The 22,361-nt window shown below is 71.2% G+C and carries 21 protein-coding genes and 1 riboswitch; of the genes, 5 read left to right on the top strand and 16 right to left on the bottom strand.

Annotated elements, in window-relative coordinates; all coding sequences use genetic code 11:
* Nucleotides 1-350: 350 nt before the first annotated feature.
* Nucleotides 351-800 carry a winged helix-turn-helix transcriptional regulator gene (locus AB0C38_RS08510; RefSeq protein ID WP_360668659.1) on the bottom strand — a complete coding sequence of 150 codons (450 nt, stop codon included), beginning with the start codon at nucleotides 798-800 and terminating at the stop codon, nucleotides 351-353.
* Nucleotides 801-833: 33 nt separating this feature from the next.
* Nucleotides 834-1,205 (bottom strand): hypothetical protein, encoded by a 372-nt coding sequence (locus tag AB0C38_RS08505; protein WP_360668657.1) that lies wholly within the window; start codon nucleotides 1,203-1,205, stop codon nucleotides 834-836.
* Nucleotides 1,206-1,515: 310 nt separating this feature from the next.
* On the opposite strand from AB0C38_RS08505, the gene AB0C38_RS08500 reads away from it, so the two are divergent.
* Both AB0C38_RS08500 and AB0C38_RS08495 read left to right on the top strand, forming a co-directional pair.
* Nucleotides 1,516-2,235: an SDR family oxidoreductase gene (locus AB0C38_RS08500; RefSeq protein WP_360668654.1), complete on the top strand. Its 720-nt coding sequence runs from the start codon at nucleotides 1,516-1,518 to the stop codon at nucleotides 2,233-2,235.
* Nucleotides 2,236-2,254: 19 nt separating this feature from the next.
* Nucleotides 2,255-2,764: a hypothetical protein gene (locus AB0C38_RS08495; protein ID WP_360668651.1), complete on the top strand. Its 510-nt coding sequence runs from the start codon at nucleotides 2,255-2,257 to the stop codon at nucleotides 2,762-2,764.
* Here the strand turns inward: AB0C38_RS08495 and AB0C38_RS08490 are convergent.
* The 10 genes from AB0C38_RS08490 to AB0C38_RS08445 all read right to left on the bottom strand — a co-directional run bounded on the left by AB0C38_RS08490 (nucleotide 2,758) and on the right by AB0C38_RS08445 (nucleotide 14,350).
* On the bottom strand, nucleotides 2,758-3,648 hold the full coding sequence (locus AB0C38_RS08490; protein WP_360668649.1) for a LysR family transcriptional regulator: 891 nt from the start codon (nucleotides 3,646-3,648) through the stop codon (nucleotides 2,758-2,760). The two genes, AB0C38_RS08495 and AB0C38_RS08490, sit on opposite strands and share 7 nt — an antisense overlap.
* Nucleotides 3,649-3,736: 88 nt before the next feature.
* The gene (locus tag AB0C38_RS08485; protein ID WP_360668646.1) at nucleotides 3,737-4,423 is read right to left on the bottom strand and encodes an alpha/beta hydrolase-fold protein; all 687 of its coding nucleotides are present in this window, start codon (nucleotides 4,421-4,423) and stop codon (nucleotides 3,737-3,739) included.
* Nucleotides 4,424-4,525: 102 nt separating this feature from the next.
* Nucleotides 4,526-5,563 (bottom strand): peptidase, encoded by a 1,038-nt coding sequence (locus AB0C38_RS08480; protein WP_360668643.1) that lies wholly within the window; start codon nucleotides 5,561-5,563, stop codon nucleotides 4,526-4,528.
* The gene (locus AB0C38_RS08475; protein ID WP_360668715.1) at nucleotides 5,560-6,414 is read right to left on the bottom strand and encodes an ECF transporter S component; all 855 of its coding nucleotides are present in this window, start codon (nucleotides 6,412-6,414) and stop codon (nucleotides 5,560-5,562) included. The genes AB0C38_RS08480 and AB0C38_RS08475 overlap by 4 nt, the downstream gene beginning before the upstream one ends.
* Nucleotides 6,415-6,419: 5 nt before the next feature.
* A complete protein-coding gene (locus AB0C38_RS08470; RefSeq protein ID WP_360668640.1) occupies nucleotides 6,420-8,024 on the bottom strand; it encodes an ATP-binding cassette domain-containing protein in 1,605 nt (534 codons plus the stop codon).
* Complete coding sequence (locus AB0C38_RS08465; RefSeq protein WP_360668636.1) at nucleotides 8,021-9,148, bottom strand: energy-coupling factor transporter transmembrane component T; 1,128 nt, start codon at nucleotides 9,146-9,148, stop codon at nucleotides 8,021-8,023. The genes AB0C38_RS08470 and AB0C38_RS08465 overlap by 4 nt, the downstream gene beginning before the upstream one ends.
* On the bottom strand, nucleotides 9,148-10,071 hold the full coding sequence (locus AB0C38_RS08460; protein ID WP_360668634.1) for an ABC transporter substrate-binding protein: 924 nt from the start codon (nucleotides 10,069-10,071) through the stop codon (nucleotides 9,148-9,150). The genes AB0C38_RS08465 and AB0C38_RS08460 overlap by 1 nt, the downstream gene beginning before the upstream one ends.
* 17 nt (nucleotides 10,072-10,088) lie before the next feature.
* Nucleotides 10,089-10,952, bottom strand: a complete 864-nt coding sequence (locus AB0C38_RS08455; protein ID WP_360668632.1) for a hypothetical protein — start codon at nucleotides 10,950-10,952, stop codon at nucleotides 10,089-10,091.
* Between the two features lie 4 nt (nucleotides 10,953-10,956).
* The gene (locus AB0C38_RS08450; protein ID WP_360668629.1) at nucleotides 10,957-13,452 is read right to left on the bottom strand and encodes a hypothetical protein; all 2,496 of its coding nucleotides are present in this window, start codon (nucleotides 13,450-13,452) and stop codon (nucleotides 10,957-10,959) included.
* 113 nt (nucleotides 13,453-13,565) lie between these two features.
* Nucleotides 13,566-13,711, bottom strand: a riboswitch (adenosylcobalamin (AdoCbl) riboswitch).
* 66 nt (nucleotides 13,712-13,777) lie between these two features.
* Nucleotides 13,778-14,350, bottom strand: coding sequence for a TetR family transcriptional regulator (locus AB0C38_RS08445; RefSeq protein ID WP_360668627.1), 573 nt, complete (start codon nucleotides 14,348-14,350; stop codon nucleotides 13,778-13,780).
* Nucleotides 14,351-14,432: 82 nt separating this feature from the next.
* Between AB0C38_RS08445 and AB0C38_RS08440 the strand changes: the two genes are divergently transcribed.
* Nucleotides 14,433-15,002, top strand: coding sequence for a dihydrofolate reductase (locus AB0C38_RS08440; protein WP_360668624.1), 570 nt, complete (start codon nucleotides 14,433-14,435; stop codon nucleotides 15,000-15,002).
* Nucleotides 15,003-15,016: 14 nt separating this feature from the next.
* Here AB0C38_RS08440 and AB0C38_RS08435 read toward each other — a convergent pair whose 3' ends face one another.
* The 4 genes from AB0C38_RS08435 to AB0C38_RS08420 form a co-directional block, all read right to left on the bottom strand.
* Nucleotides 15,017-15,574, bottom strand: a complete 558-nt coding sequence (locus tag AB0C38_RS08435) for a hypothetical protein (RefSeq protein ID WP_360668621.1) — start codon at nucleotides 15,572-15,574, stop codon at nucleotides 15,017-15,019.
* Nucleotides 15,575-15,596: 22 nt separating this feature from the next.
* The gene (locus AB0C38_RS08430; RefSeq protein ID WP_360668618.1) at nucleotides 15,597-15,821 is read right to left on the bottom strand and encodes a hypothetical protein; all 225 of its coding nucleotides are present in this window, start codon (nucleotides 15,819-15,821) and stop codon (nucleotides 15,597-15,599) included.
* A gap of 52 nt (nucleotides 15,822-15,873) precedes the next feature.
* The gene (locus AB0C38_RS08425; protein WP_360668615.1) at nucleotides 15,874-16,218 is read right to left on the bottom strand and encodes a hypothetical protein; all 345 of its coding nucleotides are present in this window, start codon (nucleotides 16,216-16,218) and stop codon (nucleotides 15,874-15,876) included.
* Nucleotides 16,219-16,387: 169 nt separating this feature from the next.
* Nucleotides 16,388-16,981 (bottom strand): phosphate transport system regulatory protein PhoU, encoded by a 594-nt coding sequence (locus AB0C38_RS08420; protein ID WP_360668612.1) that lies wholly within the window; start codon nucleotides 16,979-16,981, stop codon nucleotides 16,388-16,390.
* Nucleotides 16,982-17,231: 250 nt separating this feature from the next.
* Between AB0C38_RS08420 and AB0C38_RS08415 the strand changes: the two genes are divergently transcribed.
* Both AB0C38_RS08415 and AB0C38_RS08410 read left to right on the top strand, forming a co-directional pair.
* Nucleotides 17,232-18,977, top strand: a complete 1,746-nt coding sequence (locus tag AB0C38_RS08415; RefSeq protein ID WP_360668609.1) for a hypothetical protein — start codon at nucleotides 17,232-17,234, stop codon at nucleotides 18,975-18,977.
* Between the two features lie 157 nt (nucleotides 18,978-19,134).
* Complete coding sequence (locus tag AB0C38_RS08410) at nucleotides 19,135-22,269, top strand: LamG-like jellyroll fold domain-containing protein (RefSeq protein WP_360668606.1); 3,135 nt, start codon at nucleotides 19,135-19,137, stop codon at nucleotides 22,267-22,269.
* Nucleotides 22,270-22,361 lie beyond the last annotated feature (92 nt).

Raw genomic sequence — 22,361 nt, 5'->3', positions numbered from 1 at the left:
GAGACACGGGGCCCGCGAGCCCTCCCCGCCGGACGCGATCCGACGGGTCCCACCGGCGGTGCTGCTGCCGGGAGTGAGCACGCGGACGAAGGTGTCCAGCAACTTGCGTTGCCCGGACACCTCGGCCAGCCCGCACTCGATCACCTGCATGAGGTTGCGGTACGAGGGCAACTCCTCGATCACCGGCGCAGTGATGACGAGGTCGGCGCCGCCCGGCGCGGGGCCGGGCCCGGCGTCGAGCTTGCCGTCGGTGACCAGGGCGTGCAGCACCAAGTCGGCGGAGTGGATCTCCCAGGACGCGGTGAGCCCTGCCGCCGCGTCCTCGTCGAACGACGCCCGTAGGACCATGGTCACCGACTCCGGGGTGACGGTCTCCCCGAGGCGGGGGTCCCCCAGGAACGCGGATCCCCAGCGGCCGAGGGTGGTGAGGATTGCCGGTTCGAGCTCGTGGCCGGCCGCGGTGAGGGTGTAGACGACGCCCGCTGGGGCGCCGGCGCGACCTGGCGTTCGACGACGCCGCCCTGCTCGAGCTCCTTGAGCCGGGTGGACAGCACGTTGGTGGGGATGCCGGGCAGGCCGTCGAGCAGGTCGGTATAGCGGCGCGGGCGCACGGACAGGTCGCGCACGATCAGCAGCGCCCAGCGCTCGCCCACCAGCTCCAAGGCCGGCTGGGACGTGATCGTGCTGCTCATCACCAGCGCCAGCCCCTGCGGACGGCCCGGGTATGCGAGGACCCAGCAGATCGCGGCGATCGGCACGACGATGGCGATGATCAGCACGGCGACGCCGGTCCAGCCCACAAAAGCGGCTCCCGCGAGCGCGAACCAGATCCGTCAGGTCATACTCACGACGACACCGGTCTGACCCGCCGGCACTTCGCCGTGCAACGGGATCACCGACCCGGCCGCATACGTCTCGAGTATCAGCATGGGCAGCCCCGGGTTGCGTACGAACCCGGCACCGTTGGAGCTCCGGCGTGTCGGCGGTTCGGCGTAACCGGCGGCGACCGCTGCGTCGATCTGCGACCGGAGAACGTCGACATTGTCGCCCTTCCGAAGGCTGACAACCCCCAAGGTGAGCGGTCCGTTGGCACCTTTACCACCCGAAAACTCGTCCTTCAGGATGACGCCGTCCCTTGCACCGATGCGACCCGCGACGGTCGAAAGGTACACGCGTTGCCGTCTGAGCTTGCGCCGGAAGAACATGCTTCCAGGCTATCCCGTCCACATGGCGCCGTGTCCTAACAGGACGCTCGGCGCGCCGGCGATGGGCGCCATCTCTGCTCAAATCGCCGGATTCGCCTCTCCGATGTACGGAAACTCCATGCGGGCGCGGGATTCGCGTGGGATCGACACCTGCCGTGGACCGCGCAGGCGATCGGGTCCAAGCGTTGGCGCCCAGGATGGTCGAGGCGGCAACTCATAAGGGAAATCTTCGTTCAACGACCGGAACATTCATGGTTGCCGGATCCCCGTTCTCAGTACAGTGGAATGATCCACGCGGAAACGGAGGGTCATGGTGAAATCCTCGCTCGAAGGACGCACGGTTCTGGTCATCGGGCGCGCGAGCGGAATCGCTCGCGCCGTAGCGCTGGCGGCCCGGGCGGAAGGCGCCGAAGTCGTCGTAGCCGGACGTGATCCGGACAAGCTGGCCGCCGCTTACGAAGGCGAGGAGGTGCGCGCCGAGCACGTCGACGTCACGGTGGACGAGTCGATCGAGGCCCTCGCTTCGCGCCTCGGCTCGCTCGACCACCTCGTCACCACCGCTTCCGCCCGGGCCCGCGGCCTGTTGCCCGAACTGGAACGGGATGCCCTTCGCCAGTCCTTCGACACCAAGGTCATCGGGCCGGTCATGCTCGCGAAGCACTTCGCGCCGCGATTCACCGAAGGCGGTTCGTTCACGCTCTTCTCCGGCGTCGCCGCGTTCAAGCCGGCGGTCGGCTACCTCGGTGTCGCCATCACCAATGGCGCCGCGGACTTCCTGGCTCGTTCTCTCGCCCTGGAACTCGCGCCCGTCCGGGTGAACGCGATCTCGCCCGGGGTCATCGACACGGGCATCTGGGACGCCTTGGGCGAAGAAGGCAAACAGCAATACTTCGAGCACTTCCGCACGCACAATCCCGCGCGTCGCATCGGAACCGCCGAGGACATCGCCGACGCCGTCCTGTTCGTGATGACCAATCCCTTTTTGACCGGCGTGACCCTCCGCGTCGACGGCGGCGAACCCCTGACCTGAACAACAGAACGGGAAGTGCATGAGGAAGCGTCTGCGCTTCGGAAGTCTGCTGGCCGCGCTGGTCGCCGGGATCACGGCCTGCTCTTCCGACGGGTCCTCGGCGGCGCACGAAGCTCCCGGGCCGGGCGCTGTCTACGTCACCAACTGGGCCTCCGACACGATCGCGGAGTTCTCGACCAACCGTGATGGATCCCTGCGCACCCTCGCCACGTCGCTGCCGGTCGGGAGCGGCAAGACGAACCCGCAGGGCAAGGGCACCGGACCCGGCCACATCACGACGTTCATCCTCGACGACGCCGGCATCCGCTCCGCCGAGCCCGCCGTCACGACAGGATCGAACGGTGCCGAGGGCATCGCCCTGTCCCACGACGGGAAGACGCTCTACAACGCCAACTTCACCACGAACGGCGACGGTAGCGTGACCAGGTACCCGATCGCCGCGGACGGAACGCCCGGCCCGGCCCGCGCGCCCGTCCTCACCGGCGGGCACCAGCCGGACCTCGGCAGCATCACCGTCTCCGGTCAGTGACGGTGCCTGTCGGACGGCAGACCGCGCTTGCGCAGGTCGGCGACGAACGCGCCGGCGAGCGCGTCCGACGGGGACGCGACGACCACCACGACGTCCCGGCTCACCGGCGGTTCGAGCGCGCGGACCACACCGGGCGGCCGCAGCAGGAGCGCGGAGACCGGCACGATGGTCACCCCCATGCCGGCCGCCGCGAGCTGCGCGGCCGTGCGAGGGCTCCGGGTGCGCACCATCGGATCGAGCACCACCCCGCGTTGGGCGGCGAGGTGGTCGACCCAGGCCGAGAGCCCGTTGTCCGTGACGTAGTGGACGAAGGGCTCGGACGCGAGTTCGCCGAACGGGACGGCGGGGCGCTGGGCAAAGGCGTGGCCGGCCGGCGCGACGACGACCACCTCTTCCTCGCCCAGCACCTCGATGTGCTCGTCGGTCGTCGAGGGCCGCGGCCCGACGGCCAGATCGACACTGCCGGCCGTCACGAGATCCACCATCCGGTCCGCGCTCGTGTGCTCACTCAGCTCGATCACCACTTCGCGCCGGCGCGCACGCCACTGCCGCAACACCGGCACCAGCAGCCACGCCGTCATCGTTTCGGCGCAGGCGACCCGAAGCTTTCCGCTCGCGCCGGCACCGACCCGGCGTCCCAACCGGACAGCCCGATCCGCCGCGTTCAACGCCGTCCGCGCTTCGTCGGCGACCGCGTTTCCCGCCGCTGTGACCCGCACCCCGCGGCCCAGCTTTTGGACCATCGGGGTGCCGATCTCCCGTTCCAGCGAGGCGAGCTGGTGGGACAAGGCCGGCTGCGACATCTGCAGCGAGGCGGCCGCACGAGTCACCGAGCCCTCGTCGACGAGCGCGACGAGGCACTCGAGCGCGCGTAGCGTGGTCATGCGGGAAATCTAACAACGGCACGACGCCAGCAGCGTTTCAGCCGACTCCGCGCACTTGCCGAAGTCCTCCCACGAGCGCGGCGGTACGTCAAAGGGTGAACGCCCACGCCGCCATCAGCGGGAACTCTTCCTGCCAGAACGCGCCGCCGTGCGACCCAGGCCGTTCCCGCAGGACAACGTCCGCGCCGGCGTCGCGCAGCGCGTCGGCCCACCGGGTCGCGTTCGCGAGGAACCACGGCTCCCCCGTGCCGCCGACGAGATACGTGCGAGGGAGTCGTGCCGGCAGCACAGCAGGCGGCCGGTACCCACCGCCCGGCGACGCACAAAAGACAGCGCCGTAAATGTCGGGATGGCGAAGCCCGATGGCGAGCGCGAGCTCTCCGCCGGCCGAGACACCGAACACCGCGGTTCGCTCCACGGGTAGCGCGACGTCGAAACGCGATCGGACCCACCGGCGGACATCCTCGACGAAGAACTTCTCGTGCGCGGCGAAGCGTTCCGGGTCGAAGGCGAAGGCAGCCGAGCTCTCGCCCGGCGAGTACTCACGGATTCGCTGGGTCTCATCGTCGAGACGGTGTGCGGCGACGATCATCGTGGGCGGCAGGTCGGCCGCCTCGAGAAGGCCTCCCCACGACGCGATCACCGGACCGTCACCAGCGAACACGACGGCCTGCGGCGGAGCTGCCGGAACGTAGGCCGTGACCTGCCGGCCACCGTCGTAGCCGAGCGTCTCGGTGACGAGACGTCCCGCTGTCGGGTCCCGTTGTCCGGTCACCCGGCGAGCCTAGCTCTGTCGCTGCTCGTTCGACGACGCGGACTGGTTCGCCGCGTGTGAAGTCACCCGGTCCGGCGACTCACTCGCCGGACCGGGTGGTCCTCAGTGGACGCAGTTGCGCGCCGGCTCCGCGGCCGACGAGCCGGCCGAGGTGAGCTGGGCCAGGCCGCGGCCGCCGAGGCCGAGGACCGCCTGGGTGGTGGCGCGCACGGCGGTGTCGGCGTGGTAGCCGGTCGCGTCGTAAGCGATCGCGCCGCGGGTGGCCGGCGCACCCGCGCAGCCGACCTGCAGACCGGTGATGAACGTCTTCGCCTTCTGCGCCGCGGCCGGCCGCAGACCCACGCGGAACGCCTGACCGGCGAGCCCGGTCGTGTTGGCGTTCGGGGCGACCGCCGGGTCACCGGTGCCGACCGGGATGCCGCCGTCGGCCTGCTGCTTGCCCGCCAGCCAGGTCAGGCCCTGCTGGGACTTGCCGAGCCGGCCGGTCGCCTGCAGCGCCTGGGCGACCATCGCGGTCGAGTCGGTGTCGCTCACACAAGGCGTGGCGGCGAGGTCGAGCGGGAAACCGCCGTCCGCGCACTGGGTCCCGGCGAGGAAGTTCACCGACGCGGCGGGCGCGCCGCCCGGAGTCCGGTCCAGGGCGATGACCGCGAGGGACTGGGAGAACGCGTTGCTGAAGTCGCCGAACGCCGACTTGTCCGAGAACCGGCCGGACGGTGTGAGCAGCGCACGCAGCCGCGTCGGCAGGTCGACGCCGCCGAACGAGGCCGGGTCGAGCCCGCGGACTTCGGCGGCCAGGGCGGCCTTCGCGGTGGCGCCGGCGTAGGACTCGGTGGTGCCGTCACCGATGTAACCGGACAGGTTCGCCGCGACGTAGGTGGTCGCGCGGCCCGCGGCGGTGTTCGCGACGCCGGCCGAGGCGAAGGCGAGGATGCCGTCGATGGTCAGGCCGGTGTCCGGGTAGGCGACGCCGCCGAAGACCGTGACCAGGTGGTCGCCGTCGACCAGCTGTCTGGCCAGCCAACCGGCGGCGGCATCGGCGCTGTGCTGCGCCGGCGTCGTCGCGGACGCCGTGGCCGGAACAGCGACGGCGGCGGCCGTGGCGACGACCAGTGCGGCCGTGAGGTGGCGGAGTTTCACTGTTTTTGCCTTTCCCTGGGGATTTCGGCGAAGCTGGGTGCGACGCCGTAAGAGGCTTTGCGCGACGCACGCCGCAAGGTGGCGAGCACGGCGGGACCGAGGACGAGGATCGCCGCGGTGTTGGTGATCGCGCGGCCGGTGTCCCACCCGGCCGTCGACGTCAAGAGGGTGAAGACGGCGAAGCGGTGCAGGTTCTCCCACACCGGATCCCCTGGCACATAAGAGATGTGACCGTCGTAGTACGGGACTTCGGCGCCGGTGATGAACGGCCAGAACCACAGGTTCATCAAGAACCCGAACAAGTAAGCCACGACGATGCCGTAGCCGACGAGCATCGCGATCTCGGCTTTGCCGGTCACGCGACGCGGCAACAACCCGGCACCCATCCCGATCCAGGCCGAGCACAGCATCTGGAACGGCAGCCACGGCCCGACCCCGGCCGTCAGCAAGGCGGAGGCGAACAACGAGGTGCAGCCGAGCACGAACCCGAACCCGGCACCGAACACCCGCCCCGCCAGGACGAGCATGAAGAACACCGTCTCGATCCCGGCGGTTCCCGCGCCCAGCGGCCGCAAGGCGGCGTTGACCGCGGACAGCACGCCCAGCATCGCGAGGGCCTTGGCGTCCATGCCGCCTTCGGACAGCTCCGCGAGGACGATGGCGATCAGCATCGGGAGGATGCCGAAGAAGATGAACGGCGCGTCCGGACCGTGCTGCATGCTCTGCGGCTCGACCCGCACGAGCAGCGGCCAGACGAACATCATCAGCCCGGCCAGCGACGCCAGGCCGAGCACGACGGCCGAGCGCGGGCCGACGCGCACGGCCTGGTCGGCCCGCCCCCACTGGCGCAAGCGCGTCACCGGACAGCCTGGGGCAGTGCGGCGGCGACGTCGTCGACGGTGAGCCAGCCCGGCCCGAGGATCTTGGTGACCTGGGTGGCGAAGGCCGGTGAGCCGCCGAGGACCTCGGCGGTGGGACCGTCGGTGACGATCTCGCCCTCGGCCATGACGACGACCCGCGCGGCGACCGTGGCGACGAACTCGACGTCGTGGGTCGCGACGACGACCGCGCGGCCCTCGGCCGCCATGCCCCCGATCATCCCGGCCAGCGCCGCTTTGGCGGTGTAGTCGAGGCCGCGGGTGGGCTCGTCGAGCAGCATGATCGACGGGGACGCCGACAGCTGCACGGCCAGCACCAGCGCCAGCCGCTGCCCTTCGGACAGGTCGCGCGGATGCTTACCGCCGTCGATACCCGGGGCCAGCCGGTCCAGCAGGCCACGGCACGAGCCCGGTCCGGCACCCGACTCGGCGTCCGCGGCGGCGCACTCGGCCGCCACGGATTCGAGGTAGAGCAGGTCACTCGCGGTCTGCGGAACCAGCCCGACGACCTTGCGCGCCTGGGCGCTCGGCAGCTCGGCCGGGTCCACCCCGCCGGCGCGGACCTTCCCGCCCTGGCGGGGGCCGGATCCCTGCAGCGCCCACAGCAGCGACGACTTGCCGGAGCCGTTGCGGCCCATCATGGCGACCACCTCGCCGGGGCGCAGGTCCAGGTCGATCCCCCGGACCGCCACCACGGGGCCGTAGCGCACGACGACGCTCGAGCTGCTCAGCGCGGGCTCCCCCGGCTCGACGGCCGGCTCGGCGGCGACCGGCATCAGGCTGTCACGCAGCGGGCCGGCCTTGCGGCGGGCGTCACGCACGGACATCGGCAGCGGCTCCCACCCGGCCAGCCGCCCGAGCCGGACGATCGGCGGCGCGATCGGCGTCGACCGCAGTACCGCGGCCGGGGTTCCGTCGGTGACGCTGCCGTCGCCGGGTACGTAGAGCATCCGGTCGGCGAACGGGATCACCCGCTCCATCCGGTGCTCGGCCAGCACGACCGTCGTGCCGAGGTCCTGCACCAGCCGGGCCAGCGTCGCGAGCACCTCCTCGGCCGCGATCGGGTCGAGTGCCGACGTCGGCTCGTCGAGCACGAGGACCTTCGGGTGCATGGTCAGCACCGACCCGACCGCGACGCGCTGCTGCTGCCCGCCCGAAAGTGTCCTCAGTGGACGGCGGCGCAGCTCGGCGATCCCCAACAGGTCCAGAGTCTCCTCGACGCGACGGCGCATGACCTGCGGCGCCAGGCCGAGCTGTTCCATCCCGTACGCCAGCTCGTCCTCGACGACGTCGGTGACGAACCCGGCCAGCGGGTCCTGGCCGACGACGCCGACCAAGTGCGCGAACTCCCGCGGCGGCCGCTCCCGCGTCGTGACACCCTCGACCGACACCGTGCCTTCGAGGTGCCCGCCGGTGAAGTGCGGGACCAGGCCGTTGAACGTCCCGAGCAGCGTCGACTTGCCCGAGCCGGTCCGGCCGGCGACCAGCACCAGCTCGCCCTCCCCGATCGACAGCGACACGTCGGCGAGGACGGGGTCCGGTTGCCCGTGGTACCAGAAGGAAACGCGGTCCAGCTCGATCATGCGGGGACTTTCTCGGTCTCGGGCACCGGTTCCGCCTCGAACGGCAGCGCGGGCGGTGGAGTCAGGAACGCGGGCAGGACGCCGAGGAGCACGCCGACGAGCGGCACCCAGGACAGCAGCGGCCAGGACAGCGTGCTCAGCGACGGGTTGAGGTTCGTCGGGTCCACACTGGACGTCGCGAACAGCACGACGGCCACCCCCACTCCGCTCAGCGCGGTGACGAACTCGGCGGGGTGCCAGCGGTCCGGCCGGTAGCGGCTGCGTCGCACTCGCGTGCCGGCGGTCCGGAAGCCGATCAGGCCGAGCACCAGCCCGGCGATGAGGAACGGCGTGGCGAGGAACCGCGGCGTCGAGCCGTCGAGCGTCGCGTAGACCCCGACGCAGATCCCGATCAGCCCGGTGATCATCAGCGTGCCGGTGAGCAGCCGGGCGCGGGCCCGGACGACCCCGGCGCGGCCGTAGCCGCGGGAGTCCATCGAGGACGCGAGCTGCAGCGACCGGTCGAGCGCGTCCTCCAGCACCGGGATGATCACCGCGTGCAGCGCCCGGAATCGGCGCCCCTTGGCACCGCCGCGCAGCTTCCGGGCGCGGTGCACTCGTTGGACGCTCTCGGCCAGCTGCGGGAACACCGACAGCGCGACGATCACCGCCGTCCCGACCTCGTACAGCGCCGGTGGCATCGCCTTGAGCAGCCGCTTCGGGTTGGCCAGCGCGTTGGCCGCGCCGAGGCACAGCACCATGGTGGCCAACCGCAAGCCGTCGTAGAGCCCGCCGAGCACCGACTCCGCGGAGACGTCGCCGAGCAGCCGGATCCCGGCCGCCCACGCGGGCAGCGGGATCTCCGGCAGGCGCAGGATGATCGTCGAGCCTTCGGCACCGCCGAAGACGATCCGGAAGAACACCCGGACCCCGATGATCACCGCGGCCAGGTAGGCGTACATCCGGAAGGCCATCGCCCACGGCGCGTCGGCCCGCCGCGCGATCACGACGTGGCAGAGCACCGCACAGATCGTCAGCAGCAGCCACGGGTTCGTCGTCCGGCCCGCGGCGACCGCCAGCCCGAGGGCCCACACCCACCACGCGGCGGGATGCAGATCGCGGGGCAGGAACCAGGAAGCGGGCATCAGCTTTCCCGGGCGCGCTTGCGGCGCCGCGCCGTGAACCAGGCCGCGGCCGCGAGCACCACCACGGCTCCGCCGGCGACCCAGGGCGCGTAGTCACTCGCCCCGGCCTGCTCCTTGATCGCCTGGTCGACGTCGGGCGCGCCTTCGCCGCCGGTGAACGTGACGTTGCCGGCGGGGTCTGCCGCCTGGTGGCCGCCACCGCCGGGCCGCGGCTTGGGTGGCGGCAGCGGGCGGCCGCTCTCCCCGGGCTGCCCCGGCTGATCAGGCGTGCCGGCTTGCGCTCCCGAGGGTGGGGCGGCCGGGTCTGTCGGGGAACCGGAGTTGCCGCCCGCTGCGCTGCCAGGCTGCTTCTCGTTGACGTCGCCGGAACTGGGAGCCGGCTCGGCCGCGGTGGTGCACGGTCCGGCGGTGCCGGGCCGGACCGCGGCGATCCGCGGGATCGGGTTGGTGTCGGCGGTCGCGTTGAGCGAGAACGACCAGCCTTCGAACCCGCCCGTGGTGAAGTCGCGGTTCTTCACGCCCCACTGGCTGTACTCCCACGCGCAGTTGTTCCCCGCGTGCCAGTAGGACCAGTACCCCGCCGCGGGCGGAGTGTCCACACAGGTCTCTTTGTAGTGTTCGTTGCCCTTGACCGGGATCTCCTCGACCGCCGACGGCCGGTTCTCGATCCGGCAGATGAACGCCTCGCCCCAGCGCTGCACCCCGGCGATCTGGAACCCGGCGTTCTTCAGCGCGTCCAGCCCGGTGCCGCGCCCGGTCTGCGGGTCGCAGCGCACGATCGTGGTGCCGCCGAGCCGCTGGAAGTCGATCACGACCGTGACGCCGGTGCCGTCGGTGCAGAACCCGGGGTGGCCTTTGCTCTGGTCGACGGCGTGGGCGATGCCCGGGGTGAGGGCGGCCGTCAGCAGGACGGCTGCCACCACACCGGAAACTCGACGGATCACTGCACCGTCAGCGACGCGGTCGAGTAGACCGTGCCGCCGGTCCCGGTCGCCTTGATCGTGTACGTGTAGGTGCCCTTGGCCGTCGGCGTGATCGTCTTCGTCCCGCCGGGAACGGCCAGCGAGCCGGACCAGGAGCCGCCGCCGGTGGCCGGGGCGACCGACTGCGCGGTGAGCGTCGTGGAGTTGGTCGACGTCCAGGTCAGCGTGGTGCTCTGGCCGAGGGTGATCTTGCGGTCCAGGTCGTCGGCCGAGAGGCCCACGGTCGGGTTGGTGGCGTTGACGGCCGGGTTGCGCGGGGTCACGCGCGGCACCGGGTTCGTGCTGGCGCCGCGGTTGAGGGAGAACGACCAGCCTTCGAAACCACCGGGGACGACGTTGCGGTTGAGGGCGCCGTAGCTGCTGTAGGTCCAGGTCGTGTCCGCGCCGGTGGCGTTCCAGTACGACCAGTAGGCCGCGGCGGGCGGCGTCCGCACGCAGGCTTCCTTGTAGGTCGGGTTGCCCGAGACCGGGATCGACTCGGACGCCGACGGCCGGCCCTCCAGCCGGCACACGAACCCGAGCCCCCACTGCGCGACGCCGGCGACGGCGATCCCCGCGTCCTGCAGGGCCTGGATTCCGTTGCGGTCGGTGCCCGGCGTGGCGTTCGGCGAGCACCGGGTGATCGTCGGCGCGGCGGTGCCGCCGTTGCCGTTCAGCTCCTGGAAGTCGATGACGACGGTGACGCCGGTGAGCGCGTCGGTGCCGGTGCAGATTCCGTTGTAGCCCTTGGCCGGGTCGACGGCCGACGCCGGTGTCGCCGACGTGCCGGCAAGACCGGCCAGGACGGCGAGCCCGGCCAGCAGCGAAGGAATGCGTCTCATGGTGTTACCCCCGGTTGTTGTGCGATGTGCTGCGGATGAGGTGGCGCAGGCCCATGGCCAGCGCGAGGACGAGGAGGAGCGCCGCTCCGGAGAACCGCGTCGCCAGCCAGAACGCCGAGTTGCTCGTGGCCGGCTGCGCGATCACGGGACCGCCGCCGATGGCGGCGAGCGGCTGGGTGGACAGCGGCAGGCGCGCTGCCGTGACGAGCGGGGAGCCGTCCGCGCCGAGCCAGGTCCGGGCGGCGATCCCGGCCGCCGCCGCGATGCTCGCGCCCGGGTCGCTCGGCCCGCCGGGTGCCTTCGGAAGCCCGCCGTCAGCCAGTACCAGCGCGCCGAGCGACTGCGCGGCCTTGCTCGCATCGAGCCCGGCCACCTGGCGGCCCCCGGCGACGACCGCGGTGAGCGTGGCGTCGGGCTGGCCGCCGGCGCCGGTGACGATGCCGTCGGCTCCGGTCCGTGCGGTCAGCGCCGCGGCGGCGGATTCCAGCGCGTGCCGGTGATCCGGCGTCCAGCCGGCCGGTGCCGCGTTGTCCGGCATCCCGACGGCAGCACTCACTGACGCGCCGGCAGTGCGCGGTTCGGCGTTCAACGCCTGAACCGCGACGGCGGTCGCCGCCAGGTCGCCGGTGACGCACGGCTCCGGGACGAACGCCGCCGGGAAGAGTCCGTCGGCGCACTGGTGCGCGACCAGCACCCCGGTCGCGGCCTTCGCGGCGGCGAGGTCGGAACCCGCGGTTGTCGCCAAGGTCGCCCACGCGTGGCGCTGGAGGGATCGTGTTCCGTCGGCGAATTCGCCGGTGTCGGTGAACTCGCCGGCCGGGGTGCGCAGGGCGGTGAGGTCCTGGGTCAGCTGGGCGGTGACCGGCGCGAGGTCGTCCGGAGCCTGCCCGCCCGCGGCCAGGAACTGCGCGATGGTCTGCAGCTTCGCCAACGGCTCGGCATACGACGCCGCACCGGATTCGTAGGGCGCGCCGTGGGCGTAGGCCTTGATCGAGTCCGGGTTCAGCAGGAACCGCGACGCGCGGGCCACCGCGTCCGGCTGCTGTCCCAGCGTGCGCAGGGCGAGCACGAGGTCGGCGGTGAGGTCGTAGTCGACGAACGTTTTGCCGTCCTGGCTGACCTCGACGTGGTCGCTGTCGACGAGCTGCCCGGCGAGGTAGCCGCCGAGCCGGTCGGCCGGCGTCGGCCCGGCGACCTGCGCCGGCGCGCCGGCGGGCGTCACCACGGTGCCGCGCGGCGAACCCGGCCGCAGCGCGGGGGTGCCGGCCTTCTGGCTGACCGGCGGCTTCACGGCGGGACTGCCCGTCGCCGGGGGCTTTTCGCCGGGCGGTGGCGGTGGCGGAAGACAGCCGGGGTCCGGTGGCCCCTGCGCTCCGGCGTGTCCCAGCGTGAGGTCGTGGAAGCCGACCTGGGCCAGGCCGAGCGAGGCCTGCGCGCTCGCGCGGATCCAGGTGTCGAGGCTGCCGATCCCGTTCGTGCGCGCCGCTTCGTATTCGGCCGGGGTGTAGGCGATGGCGCCGAGCTGATCGCCGAGCCGGTTGCCCGAGTCGGCCGCCGTCGCCTGGGCGGACTTGAGAAACGCGGTCCCCGAGGCCATCGCGGCGTCCACGCATCCGGCGTCGGCGAGCGCCTGCACGATCAAGCCGGTGCTGTTGGTGTTGGGCGCTTCGGTGCCGACCCCGCCGCCCCAGCCGCCGCTCGCGGTCTGGTGCGCCTTCAGCCACCTCACGGTCTTGGTGATGGGCCCCTCGAGGTTCGCCGCACCGGCGTCCCGCGCGGCGAGCATGGCCGAGAGCGCGATGCCGGTGGTGTCGCCGTCCGGCGCCGACTGGTCGAACGGCTTGCCCTCGTCGCAGGTCGAGATCTTGTGGCCGTCGGGGGTCACCTGGTCACCGGTCTCGGTGGTGGGGATGAGGCCGAAGAAGATCCGGAAGTAGCCCTCCGAGCACTGCTGCTTCAACATCGTGTCGATCGCGAGCCGATCGGTCAGGCCCACGCCGGCCAGCCCGATCACGGCCAGGGCCTGGCCGAACATGTTGGCGTTGTTGCTGACGAAGTCCTTGAAGTCCGGGTTCTTCGAGTAGTCGCTGACCCGGCCCTTGTCGACGCCGGAGCGCGCGATCGTGCCCAGGGTTTCGGCGACCATGTCGTGCCCGCCGAACGCCCGTGGATCGCGTCCCGCGATTTCCGCGGCGACCAGCACCTTCGCCGCGGCGCCGCCGGTGATGATCGCGTCGTAGCCCTGTCCCGGGACGAGGCCGTCCCAGGTGTAGTAGTCGGTGGCGTGGTGATCGAGGTACTCGACGATCGGTGCGGCCAAGGCTCCGTCACCGGAGGCGTACATCGCGAACAGGGTGTCGATCATCAGGCCGTGGTCGGGCAGGTCCCCGCCCAGCGGGTTCTGCAGGGTTCCCTCGGGCGAGAGCTGCGCAGAAAGCCACTGCGACGTGGGTTTCGAGGCCGCGAGTTCGCCGGCGAAAGCCGGGGTCGACGAGCCCACGGCAACGATCAAGACAGCGGACACCAAAGCGGCGAAGCGCGGGCCGGCCAAGTGGTCCTTCCTCTCCCCAGACGCCGGCGCGCACCCCGAGAAGAGACCGGCCACGACGGCCGGGCGTCCACTCGCTGTTTACGCGACAGCGGTTCGACAACACCTGCCCGAGGAGGTAATCCGACTCGTCACCCAAGGTGACCCACGGTTGCGCGACAGTGCCGGACTTCGACCGGCTTCCCCTGCCACGGGCAGAAAATCATGAGGTTGTACTGGTCAAACAGACGGACAGTAACACCTGCTCAGCCGGACGGGAACGGCAAACTCACGTCGACTACGCAGTGAGCCGTTCGACGAGCGCCTCGACGAGATCGGTGCTCTCGTCCGGGTCGAGCAGGCCGGGCAAGGTCAGCCGCTCGATGATCAGCCAGTTCAGGGCCAGCCACAGCAGCTTGACCGTCGTCGCGTCGCCCGGCAGGCCGGTCTTCAGGTGGTTTTCCACGTTGAAGTCGAGGTCCGCGCGGATCCGCGTCGTCAGCACCTCCCGCAGCTCCGGCCGGCGGGCCGCCTCCAGGCGCAGCTCCAGCAGGGCCAAGAACCCCGTCGGGAACGCCGCCACGCGCTCGACCAACTCGTGCATCAGCTCGACGAGGCGGGCGCGGTCGCGCGGGCCGTCGAACGGGGCGGCCAGCGTCGCCTCGTCCGGCACCAGCCGTTCGTAGACGCGCTCCCCCGCGCCGGTGAGGATCTCCTCGCGACCGGCGAAGTAGTTGGAGGCGGTGCCGGTGGGCACCGCGGCCCGCTGGTCCACCGCGCGGAACGTCAGCCCGCGCGCGCCTTCCGCCGCCAGGACCTCGATCGCCGCGTCGAGCAGGGCCGCCCGTCGTTCCGGGTTGCGTCGCGCCATCACTTGTAACCACTCCGCTTGTAGTGCTACCGTCTAACCACTACAGGTAAAGTACTACAGATCAAGTTATTCTGGGGGTCGCATGCGCAAGCTCGTCTACTACGTCGCCGTCTCGATCGACGGGTTCATCACCGGGCCGGGTGGCGAGGTCGACTTCTACCCGGAGGCGCCGGACATGGTCGAGTACCTCCGGGCGGAGTTCCCGGAGACGATGCCGAGCCACATCCGGCCGCACATCGGCCTCGACGGCGCGCCGAACAGGCGGTTCGACACCGTGTTCATGGGTCGCGGCACCTACCAGCCGGCCCTCGACGCCGGTGTCGCCAGCCCCTACGCACACCTGCGGCAGTACGTGGCGTCGACGACGCTCGGGGAGCTCGCCGACCCCGCGCTCAAGGTGGTCACCGACCCCGTGGCCACGGTCCGCCGGCTCAAGGAGGAGCCCGGCGAGGACATCTGGCTCTGCGGCGGCGCGCGGCTCGCGGGCGAACTGCTGCCGGAGATCGACGAACTGGTGTTCAAGCGCTACCCGGTCGTCGCGGGCTATGGCCTTCCGGCGTTCACCGGCCCGTTCCGGCCGCGGCCGTTCACCCCGGTGGAGACCCGGACGTTCAGCCACGGCGGCACGGTCACCACCTACCACCCGGCCTGAGGTTCGAGCTCCAGCTAGCGGACGAGCGCCGTCAAGGCTTGGCGGAGGTCGGCCGGGTGGCGGACCCAGAGGTCCACCGCTGTGCCGTCGGGGGACGTAAGCGTCAGGCAGCCTTGGCTTGCCGGGCCCCGAAGCGGGACGACCTCCGCTGTCCACGACCGGTCGAACGTCAGCGGGCCGACGCCACGCTCGCGGTCGGCTTTTCTCGGCTCCCAGCACAGTTCGCCGTCTCGGAGGGACAGCCGGCCCAGCAGTTCGCCCACCTCGTCGGCGCGGCGGGCGTGGCGGCCGGGCGCCTTGGCGCCGAGGAGCTGGGCGACCTGCACCGGCAGCTGAGCCGACCACGACGGCGGCTCCCCCGCGGCGCGTCGTCGGCGCTCCGCGCGGGCGTCCCGCCACGCGATCAACGAGAACACCAGGTACACCAGCGCGAGGAGGCCGAGCAGGCCGGCCGCCGCCGGGACCCAGCCGGTCTTGAGGCCCAGCAGCGCCGTCAACGCCGTGAGGTAACCGGCGGCGAGCAGCGTGCGGGTGCGCCGCCGGCGTTCCCGGTCCCGGCCGTATCCGGTCATGCCCGCGTCCGATCGGTTCGGGTCAGCAGACGATCACCCGCCTGCCGTAAGGAGAATACGTCCGCGGCGCGGGTGCGGCGGTGCCGCGGCGGAGTAGGTGGGCACGGTGGTGACGGCAGCCCGGGTCGCGGCTGGGGCAGCGCAGCGCGGACTTCTTGCCGTCGACGTCGGGACTCACCAGCGCGTCACCGTCCAAAGAGGACGATTCGGCGCCGTGCGCGAGAGCGCCGTCGCCGTCGCTGCGCACGCCCGCGGCGGCCAGTGCACCGGGCGCGGCCGGCGTGGCTCCGGACAGAGCACTAGCGGGTGGTCCAGTGGACGATGCCGGGAACCACGACCAGCAGGGCCACCACGAGCCAGTAACGGCCCGCTTTGAGCTGCGGTGCGCGGAAGGCGAACAGGGCGTTCAGGCCGGCCACGACCAGTCCGGCGAATACCAGTGAGACCAGGCCGAGCCCGATCACGAAGCCCGCGCCGTCGTCGACCACGGTGGGGTCGATCGTGCCCCACCCGAGCTCACCCGCGAGGACCTGCGTTCCCAGCATCGCGAACGCGACCGGGTAGGCGCACGGGATGGCCAGCAGCAGGTTGAGCGGAACGCCGATCAGCCACACCTGATGCGGGCGGAGCTCACGACGGGGCATCCGCTCATCATGCCGGAACACTCGTCAGGCCGTGCCGGGCCGGCTGCCCGTCGTCGACGGCGCGAAGCTCGTGCTCACCACGGCCGGGTTGGTGCGGGCACATTTCCGGGACCCGGCCAGGTGAACCGAGCGGGTCCGCGGTCCGCCCCCAGACGGTCCGCGGACCCGCTCAGGCCGCCGTCCCGTCCGCCTGGCTGCGGGGGACCGCGGACTTCATCAGGCGGCCCAGCAGGACCGCGTGGTCGGCGAACCGCTCGTAGTGGCGGCTCAGCTGGACGACGTCGGCCACCGCCGCGCCGGCACACCGGTTCCGGACATCGGCCAGGATCCGGCGCAGATCGTCGAGGTCGTCCTCGAGACTGATCAGCGAACGGACCTCGCCGGCGCCGGCCGTCAGTTCCGCCAGCCAGACCGCGATGCGCCCCATCTCGACGAAGTCCGGGATCAGCTCGTGCGGCAGCACCGGATGCGGGTAGCACCGCTGCACCGTCCGCGCGACGGCGAGCGCGAGCAGGCTCAGCCGCTCCAACTCGGTCAACGCGTGGATCGTCGCAAGCACCGTCACGGCCGGTGCTCGCAGCACGGGAGCGGTACGCGCCAACTCTTCGCGCCGGCGGTCGAGCCGGACCGAGTCGGCCACGATCTCGTCGGCCAGTGCGACATCGGCCTCCTCCAGCGCCACGGTGGCCCGCTCCATCGAGGCCGCGGTGGAGCGGACCAGCTGCAGGAGGTCCGCGGTGGCCAGGCCGAGTTCGGTGCGCATGTCCCCACGCTGTCCACCGAGGACAACTCTGTCCATGGCTCTTGACGCGAATTCGACGCCGGCCCCGGCCAGGATCAACGTCCCGTCAACGTCGGCCGCGCCATCGTTCGGTCACCGAGTCCGCCGAACAAAAGGATCCCGATGAGCGACCTGCGTTCTACGCATCATTCTGTGCGCCCACTTCAAGAGACGCGGCCGAGGAACAACGGGCAAAGCGCTCTTGCCGTAGTGCGTAATCGACAATGGGGGCGTGGACGATACGCAGCCTTCGCCCGTGCTGACCGGCCTGACCGAGGTTGAGCGACAGGTGGTCGACACCGCCCGCCGCGGGGAGGTCGTGGAACCCGCCACCACGATGACGGTGGCGGAGCTGGCGGTCACCGACGACCCCGAGCTGCGGGTACGAGCCGAGCTGCTCCGCGAACTGCTCCGCGGCCTGCACGGTGACCTCGACCCCCGCGGGGTCCAGCTGGTGGGCGTGCGGGTCGTCGGCGAGCTCGACCTCGATCACGTCGCCGCCGTCACCGGTCTGGGCTTGTACCGCTGTGCGCTACCGGACGGCATCATCTGTCGGTGCGCGCGCCTTCGTGACTTGAACCTGGGTGGCAGCCTGCTCACCCACCTGCACGCCGACGACCTCCGCACCGACGGCCACCTGTTCCTGCGCGACGCCACCATCACCGGCGCCGGGGAACTCGGCGCGATCGGGCTGCGCGGCGCCCGGATCGGCGGCCAGCTGAGCCTCGAGCGAGCCACCGTCACCGCCACCACCGGCCCCGCACTGGACGCCGACGACCTCCGCACCGATGGCGACCTGACCATGGAGAACGCCACGATCACCGGCGCCGGGGAACTCGGCGCGATCCGGCTGATCGGCGCCCACGTCGGCGGGCTCGGCCTCGATCACGTGACCATCACCAACACCACCGGCCCCGCTCTGTACGCCGACAACCTCCGCACCGACAGCAACTTGTTCATGCGCGACGCCACCATCACCGGCGGCGATCTCGGCGCGGTCCGGCTACTCGGCGCCCACGTCGGCGGTCAGCTCGGCCTCGATCGAGCCACCATCACCAACACCGCCGGCCCCGCACTGGACGCCGACAACCTCCGCACCGACAGCAGCCTGTTCATGCGTGACGCCACCATCACCGGCGCCGGCGATCTCGGCGCGATCCGGCTGCTCGGCGCCCACATCGGCGGCCAAGCCGTCCTGCAGGTGTCCCGGCTGGACAACAGCTCAGGTCCGCTCCTGGTGATGCACGAGGCGCAGATCACCGGGGCGTTGCTGTTCCCGTCGGCGGTGGTGTGCCCGTCCGGTCTGGAGGGGGTGAGCCGCCGTGGCTGCCCGGACAGCGACCGCACTTTCACGGCCCACGGACTGACCTACCCCATCCTGCGCGAAACATCGTGGCGTCAATGGCTGCACCTGCTGGTCCACCACACCGCCACCTACTGGCCCCAGCCCTTCCAGCAGCTCGCCGCGACCGAGCGCGCCGCCGGCCACGACAACAATGCCCGCGAAGTGCTGATCGCCCAGCAACACGACCTCCGCCGCCGCGCCCCTGAGGCGCTGGGCAACCGGCTCGCGCGCGGGCGACACGCGCTCTGGGGCTGGCTCGGCCGCTACGGCTACCGTGCCCACCGCCTCGTTCTCGTCCTCGCCGTCGTCCTCACCCTCGCCGCCTCCCTCAGCATGGTCGCGGGGCACGTCACGACCCGCCCCGGCCACCACGCCGCCGAACGCGTCCCTTCCGCCACCGCGAAACCCGACGCTCCCGGAACGCCCTGCTCCCCCGTCGAGCTCATCGGCCTCGGCATCGACCGCGGTCTCCCGCTCGGCGCGACCGGCCTGCGCGCCCGCTGCGACCTCGACACCGCCACCGGCTGGGGCCAGACCTTCACCGTCGTCCTCTGGGGACTCCAAGCCCTCCTCTGGGGTCTGGCCACCCTCGCCATCGCCTCCTACACCGGCCTCGTCCGCAAGCCCACCTGACCACCGGCGCCACATCCGCAGGCATGGTGTCCTTCTTCGCGGCCGCTGGAAACGGTCACAGGTACCGACATTCGGCGGTGGTCAAGAGTCCGACTTGTCTGCTTGGATCCTCGGAGAGCTTTTTACAACGTTGTAAAAATGAAAGGGCCCCTCGCCGATGAGAAGAGCCGCTTCCGTACTCCTCGCCTTCCTGGTGGCGCTGGGCGTGGCGTCCGGCGCGCCGCCCGCGGGTGCCGCCGAGCCCGTGCACGGCTTGAAGGCCGAATACTTCACGATGTCGGCGCCGGGGGCGCGGGACTTCGTGAACCTGGCCGGGACCGCGCTCGACTCGGAGGTCAACCATGCGGACCTGACCTCGGTCTTCGGGCTGGTCGCCGGGCGCACGGAGCACACGACCGCCCGGTGGACCGGGCAGCTCGCGGTGCCGCAGACCGCCGCTTACACCTTCTACGCCATCGGCGACAACGGGTTCCGGCTGTTCATCGACGGCGCACCGGTGATCGACCACTGGGTCGGGGACTGGGACACCGAGCAGGTCGGCACGCCGGTCACGCTGACCGCCGGCCGGCAGCACGACTTCAAGCTGGAGATGTTCCAGGACACCGGCGGCGCCAACATGTTCCTGCGCTGGTCGAGCGCCGCCATCACGAAGCAGATCGTGCCGCTGTCGGCGTTCACGCCGCCGGCCGACTACCAGGTCGTGCCGCGCTCGGCGGACGTGTCCAAGGACGGTCGCACGCTCACGGCCGGCTTCGACGGCCGGGTCTCGGGTACCAACGACCTGCAGGACCACGTGCGGATCGAGGTCGACGCGACGCCGATGCCGGTATCGTCCGTCACGACGAGCCGCGACCGGGTCACGATCCGGCTGGCCGAGAGGATCCTGAAGGGCCAGCGGGTCAGCATCTTCTACGACGGCGCGGGTGCGCTCGCGGTGAACGGCACGAAGGTCGGCAAGACCATCCGCAGTGCCGCGAACGCGTCGACCGAACGGCTCCGGACGACGTGGGGCGAGAACGTCGACACGCGCCACCCGTTGCCCGAGTACCCGCGGCCGCAGCTCGAGCGCGACAAGTGGGTCAACCTCAACGGCCCGTGGGAGTTCTCGGCCGCCCAGGACGGCCAGCAGCCCACGTTCGGCAAGAGGCTTCCCGAAAAGGTGGTCGTGCCCTACCCGATCGAGTCGCAGCTCTCCGGGCTCGAACGGCACGAGGACCACATGTTCTACCGCCGCACGGTCACCGTCCCGCGCGACTGGAAGATCGGCGGCGGCCAGCGCCTCAAGCTCAACTTCGGCGCGGTCGACTACCAGGCCAAGGTCTGGGTGAACGGCAAGGTCGTCGCCGAGCACACCGGCGGCTACACGGCGTTCAGCGCCGACATCACCGACGCGCTCAAGCGCGGCGACGAGCAGGAGATCGTCGTCGCCGTCACCGACACGACCGGCCCGTACCAGCCCAAGGGCAAGCAGTCCCCCAACCCCGGCGGCATCTTCTACACACCGTCGTCGGGCATCTGGCAGACGGTGTGGCTGGAGCCGGTGGCGGACAAGGGCATCGACGAGATCAAGACGACTCCCGACCTCACCACGAACTCGCTGGCGCTCACCGTCAAGTCCGCGGGCAACGCCACCGTCACCGCGGTCGCCAAGGACGCGCGCGGCCGGCAGGTCGGCACGGTCACCGGACCGGCGAACGCGAACCTGAAGCTGGCCGTGCCGAACCCGCACCTGTGGACGCCGGACGACCCGTACCTGTACCAGCTGGAGATCAAGATGGGCGGCGACAAGGTCAAGAGCTACTTCGGCATGCGGTCCACCGGCATCACGAACGTCGGCGGCGTCCCCAAGCTGACGCTCAACGGCAAGCCGTTCTTCTCCCTGATGCAGCTGGACCAGGGCTTCTACCCGGACGGCCTGAACACCGCGCCGAGCGACGACGCCCTCGTCTTCGACCTGAAGGCGCAGAAGGACCTCGGTTTCAACGCCGTCCGCAAGCACATCAAGGTCGAGCCGGCCCGCTGGTACTACCACGCGGACCAGCTGGGACTGCTGGTCTGGCAGGACTTCGTGTCCCTCGACGACGGCAGCAACCCCGCGGCGCAGCAGGCGTGGCTCAGCCAGGGCCTGGAAGAGATGCACCAGCTGCAGAACTACCCGTCGGTCTACGCCTGGATCGTGTTCAACGAGGGCTGGGGCGAGTGGGACAAGACCGAGACCGGCCGGATCGCCGACCAGGTCAAGGCCGCCGACCCGAGCCGGATCGTCAACGCCCACAGCGGGGTGAACTGCTGCGCCTCCAAGGGTGACTCGGGTCGCGGCGACGTCCTCGACCACCACGACTACAACAACACCGACCCGGCCGCCTCGGACGGCAGGCGCGTCGTGATGGACGGCGAGCACGGCGGCTTCACGCTGCGCACGCCGGGTCACCAGTGGCCGGGTGCGCCGATCGCGATCTACAGCGGAGTGCAGGACAAGGCGGCGCTGACGGCGAAGTACGTCGACAACACCCGCACGTTCTACCTCGGGCAGGCCAGGGCCGAGCTGTCGGCGTCGGTCTACACGCAGGTCACCGACCTGGAAGGCGAGCTCAACGGGCTCTGGACCTACGACCGCAAGCGCATCAAGGTCGACCCGGGTCCCGTCCGCGAGATCAACCGGCGCGTGATCGAAGCCGGTGCCAACGCGGGTAAGCCCTACCCGTACGCGGGCAAGGGTGAGTGGAACCTCGACGAGCGCAGGGGAACGACCGCGAGGGACTCGAGCGGCGGCAACAACCCGCTGACGCTCACCCCGGCCGGGGTGGCGTTCAAGGACGGCGCGCTGCAGTTCACCGGTGGCTCCGCCGACACCTACGGCCCGGTCGTCGACACGACCGGTGACTACACCGTGTCCGCGAAGGTGCGGCTCGACGAGCTGCCCGGCAACTACGCGACCGCGGTGAGCCAGGACGGCCGGGGGCCGGAAAGCCCCTTCTACCTCCAGTACGGGCAGGGCGCGTTCGCGTTCAGCACGCCCGGCGGCAACCGGGCCCGGTACGAGGTCGTGCCGGAGATCGGCCGCTGGTACGAGCTCACGGGGGTCCGGGCCGGCAACGAGATCCGGCTCTACGTCGACGGTGTGAAGGTCGCGACGGCCCCGGCCGGACCGGCGCTCGCCGGCACCGGCGCGTTCACGGTCGGGCGGGCCAAGTACAACGGCGGCAACGTCGACTTCTGGCGCGGCGCGGTCGACGACGTCGGCGTGGTCGGCAAGGCGCTGACGGACGTGGAGGTCGCCCAGCTCTCCTGATGCCCGCCCGTGCCGGGGACCGGCACATCGGCGACGCGGGTGCCGCACTGCGCATCGCGGCACCCGCGCCGCCAGTCCACAGTGGATCGGCC

The sequence above is a fragment of the Amycolatopsis sp. NPDC048633 genome, assembly GCF_040650695.1.
Taxonomy (GTDB): Bacteria; Actinomycetota; Actinomycetes; order Mycobacteriales; family Pseudonocardiaceae; genus Amycolatopsis.
This window is presented reverse-complemented; position numbering and strand designations above follow the sequence as displayed.

Coding starts and splice junctions, on each gene's coding strand:
- AB0C38_RS08495 (WP_360668651.1), top strand. CDS start 2,255: ATGAGGAAGCGTCTGCGCTTCGGAAGTCTGCTGGCCGCGCTGGTCGCC.
- AB0C38_RS08505 (WP_360668657.1), bottom strand. CDS start 1,205: ATGTTCTTCCGGCGCAAGCTCAGACGGCAACGCGTGTACCTTTCGACC.
- AB0C38_RS08410 (WP_360668606.1), top strand. CDS start 19,135: ATGAGAAGAGCCGCTTCCGTACTCCTCGCCTTCCTGGTGGCGCTGGGC.
- AB0C38_RS08425 (WP_360668615.1), bottom strand. CDS start 16,218: ATGCCCCGTCGTGAGCTCCGCCCGCATCAGGTGTGGCTGATCGGCGTT.
- AB0C38_RS08465 (WP_360668636.1), bottom strand. CDS start 9,148: ATGCCCGCTTCCTGGTTCCTGCCCCGCGATCTGCATCCCGCCGCGTGG.
- AB0C38_RS08445 (WP_360668627.1), bottom strand. CDS start 14,350: ATGGCGCGACGCAACCCGGAACGACGGGCGGCCCTGCTCGACGCGGCG.
- AB0C38_RS08440 (WP_360668624.1), top strand. CDS start 14,433: ATGCGCAAGCTCGTCTACTACGTCGCCGTCTCGATCGACGGGTTCATC.
- AB0C38_RS08435 (WP_360668621.1), bottom strand. CDS start 15,574: ATGACCGGATACGGCCGGGACCGGGAACGCCGGCGGCGCACCCGCACG.
- AB0C38_RS08490 (WP_360668649.1), bottom strand. CDS start 3,648: ATGACCACGCTACGCGCGCTCGAGTGCCTCGTCGCGCTCGTCGACGAG.
- AB0C38_RS08420 (WP_360668612.1), bottom strand. CDS start 16,981: ATGCGCACCGAACTCGGCCTGGCCACCGCGGACCTCCTGCAGCTGGTC.
- AB0C38_RS08470 (WP_360668640.1), bottom strand. CDS start 8,024: ATGATCGAGCTGGACCGCGTTTCCTTCTGGTACCACGGGCAACCGGAC.
- AB0C38_RS08455 (WP_360668632.1), bottom strand. CDS start 10,952: ATGAGACGCATTCCTTCGCTGCTGGCCGGGCTCGCCGTCCTGGCCGGT.
- AB0C38_RS08500 (WP_360668654.1), top strand. CDS start 1,516: ATGGTGAAATCCTCGCTCGAAGGACGCACGGTTCTGGTCATCGGGCGC.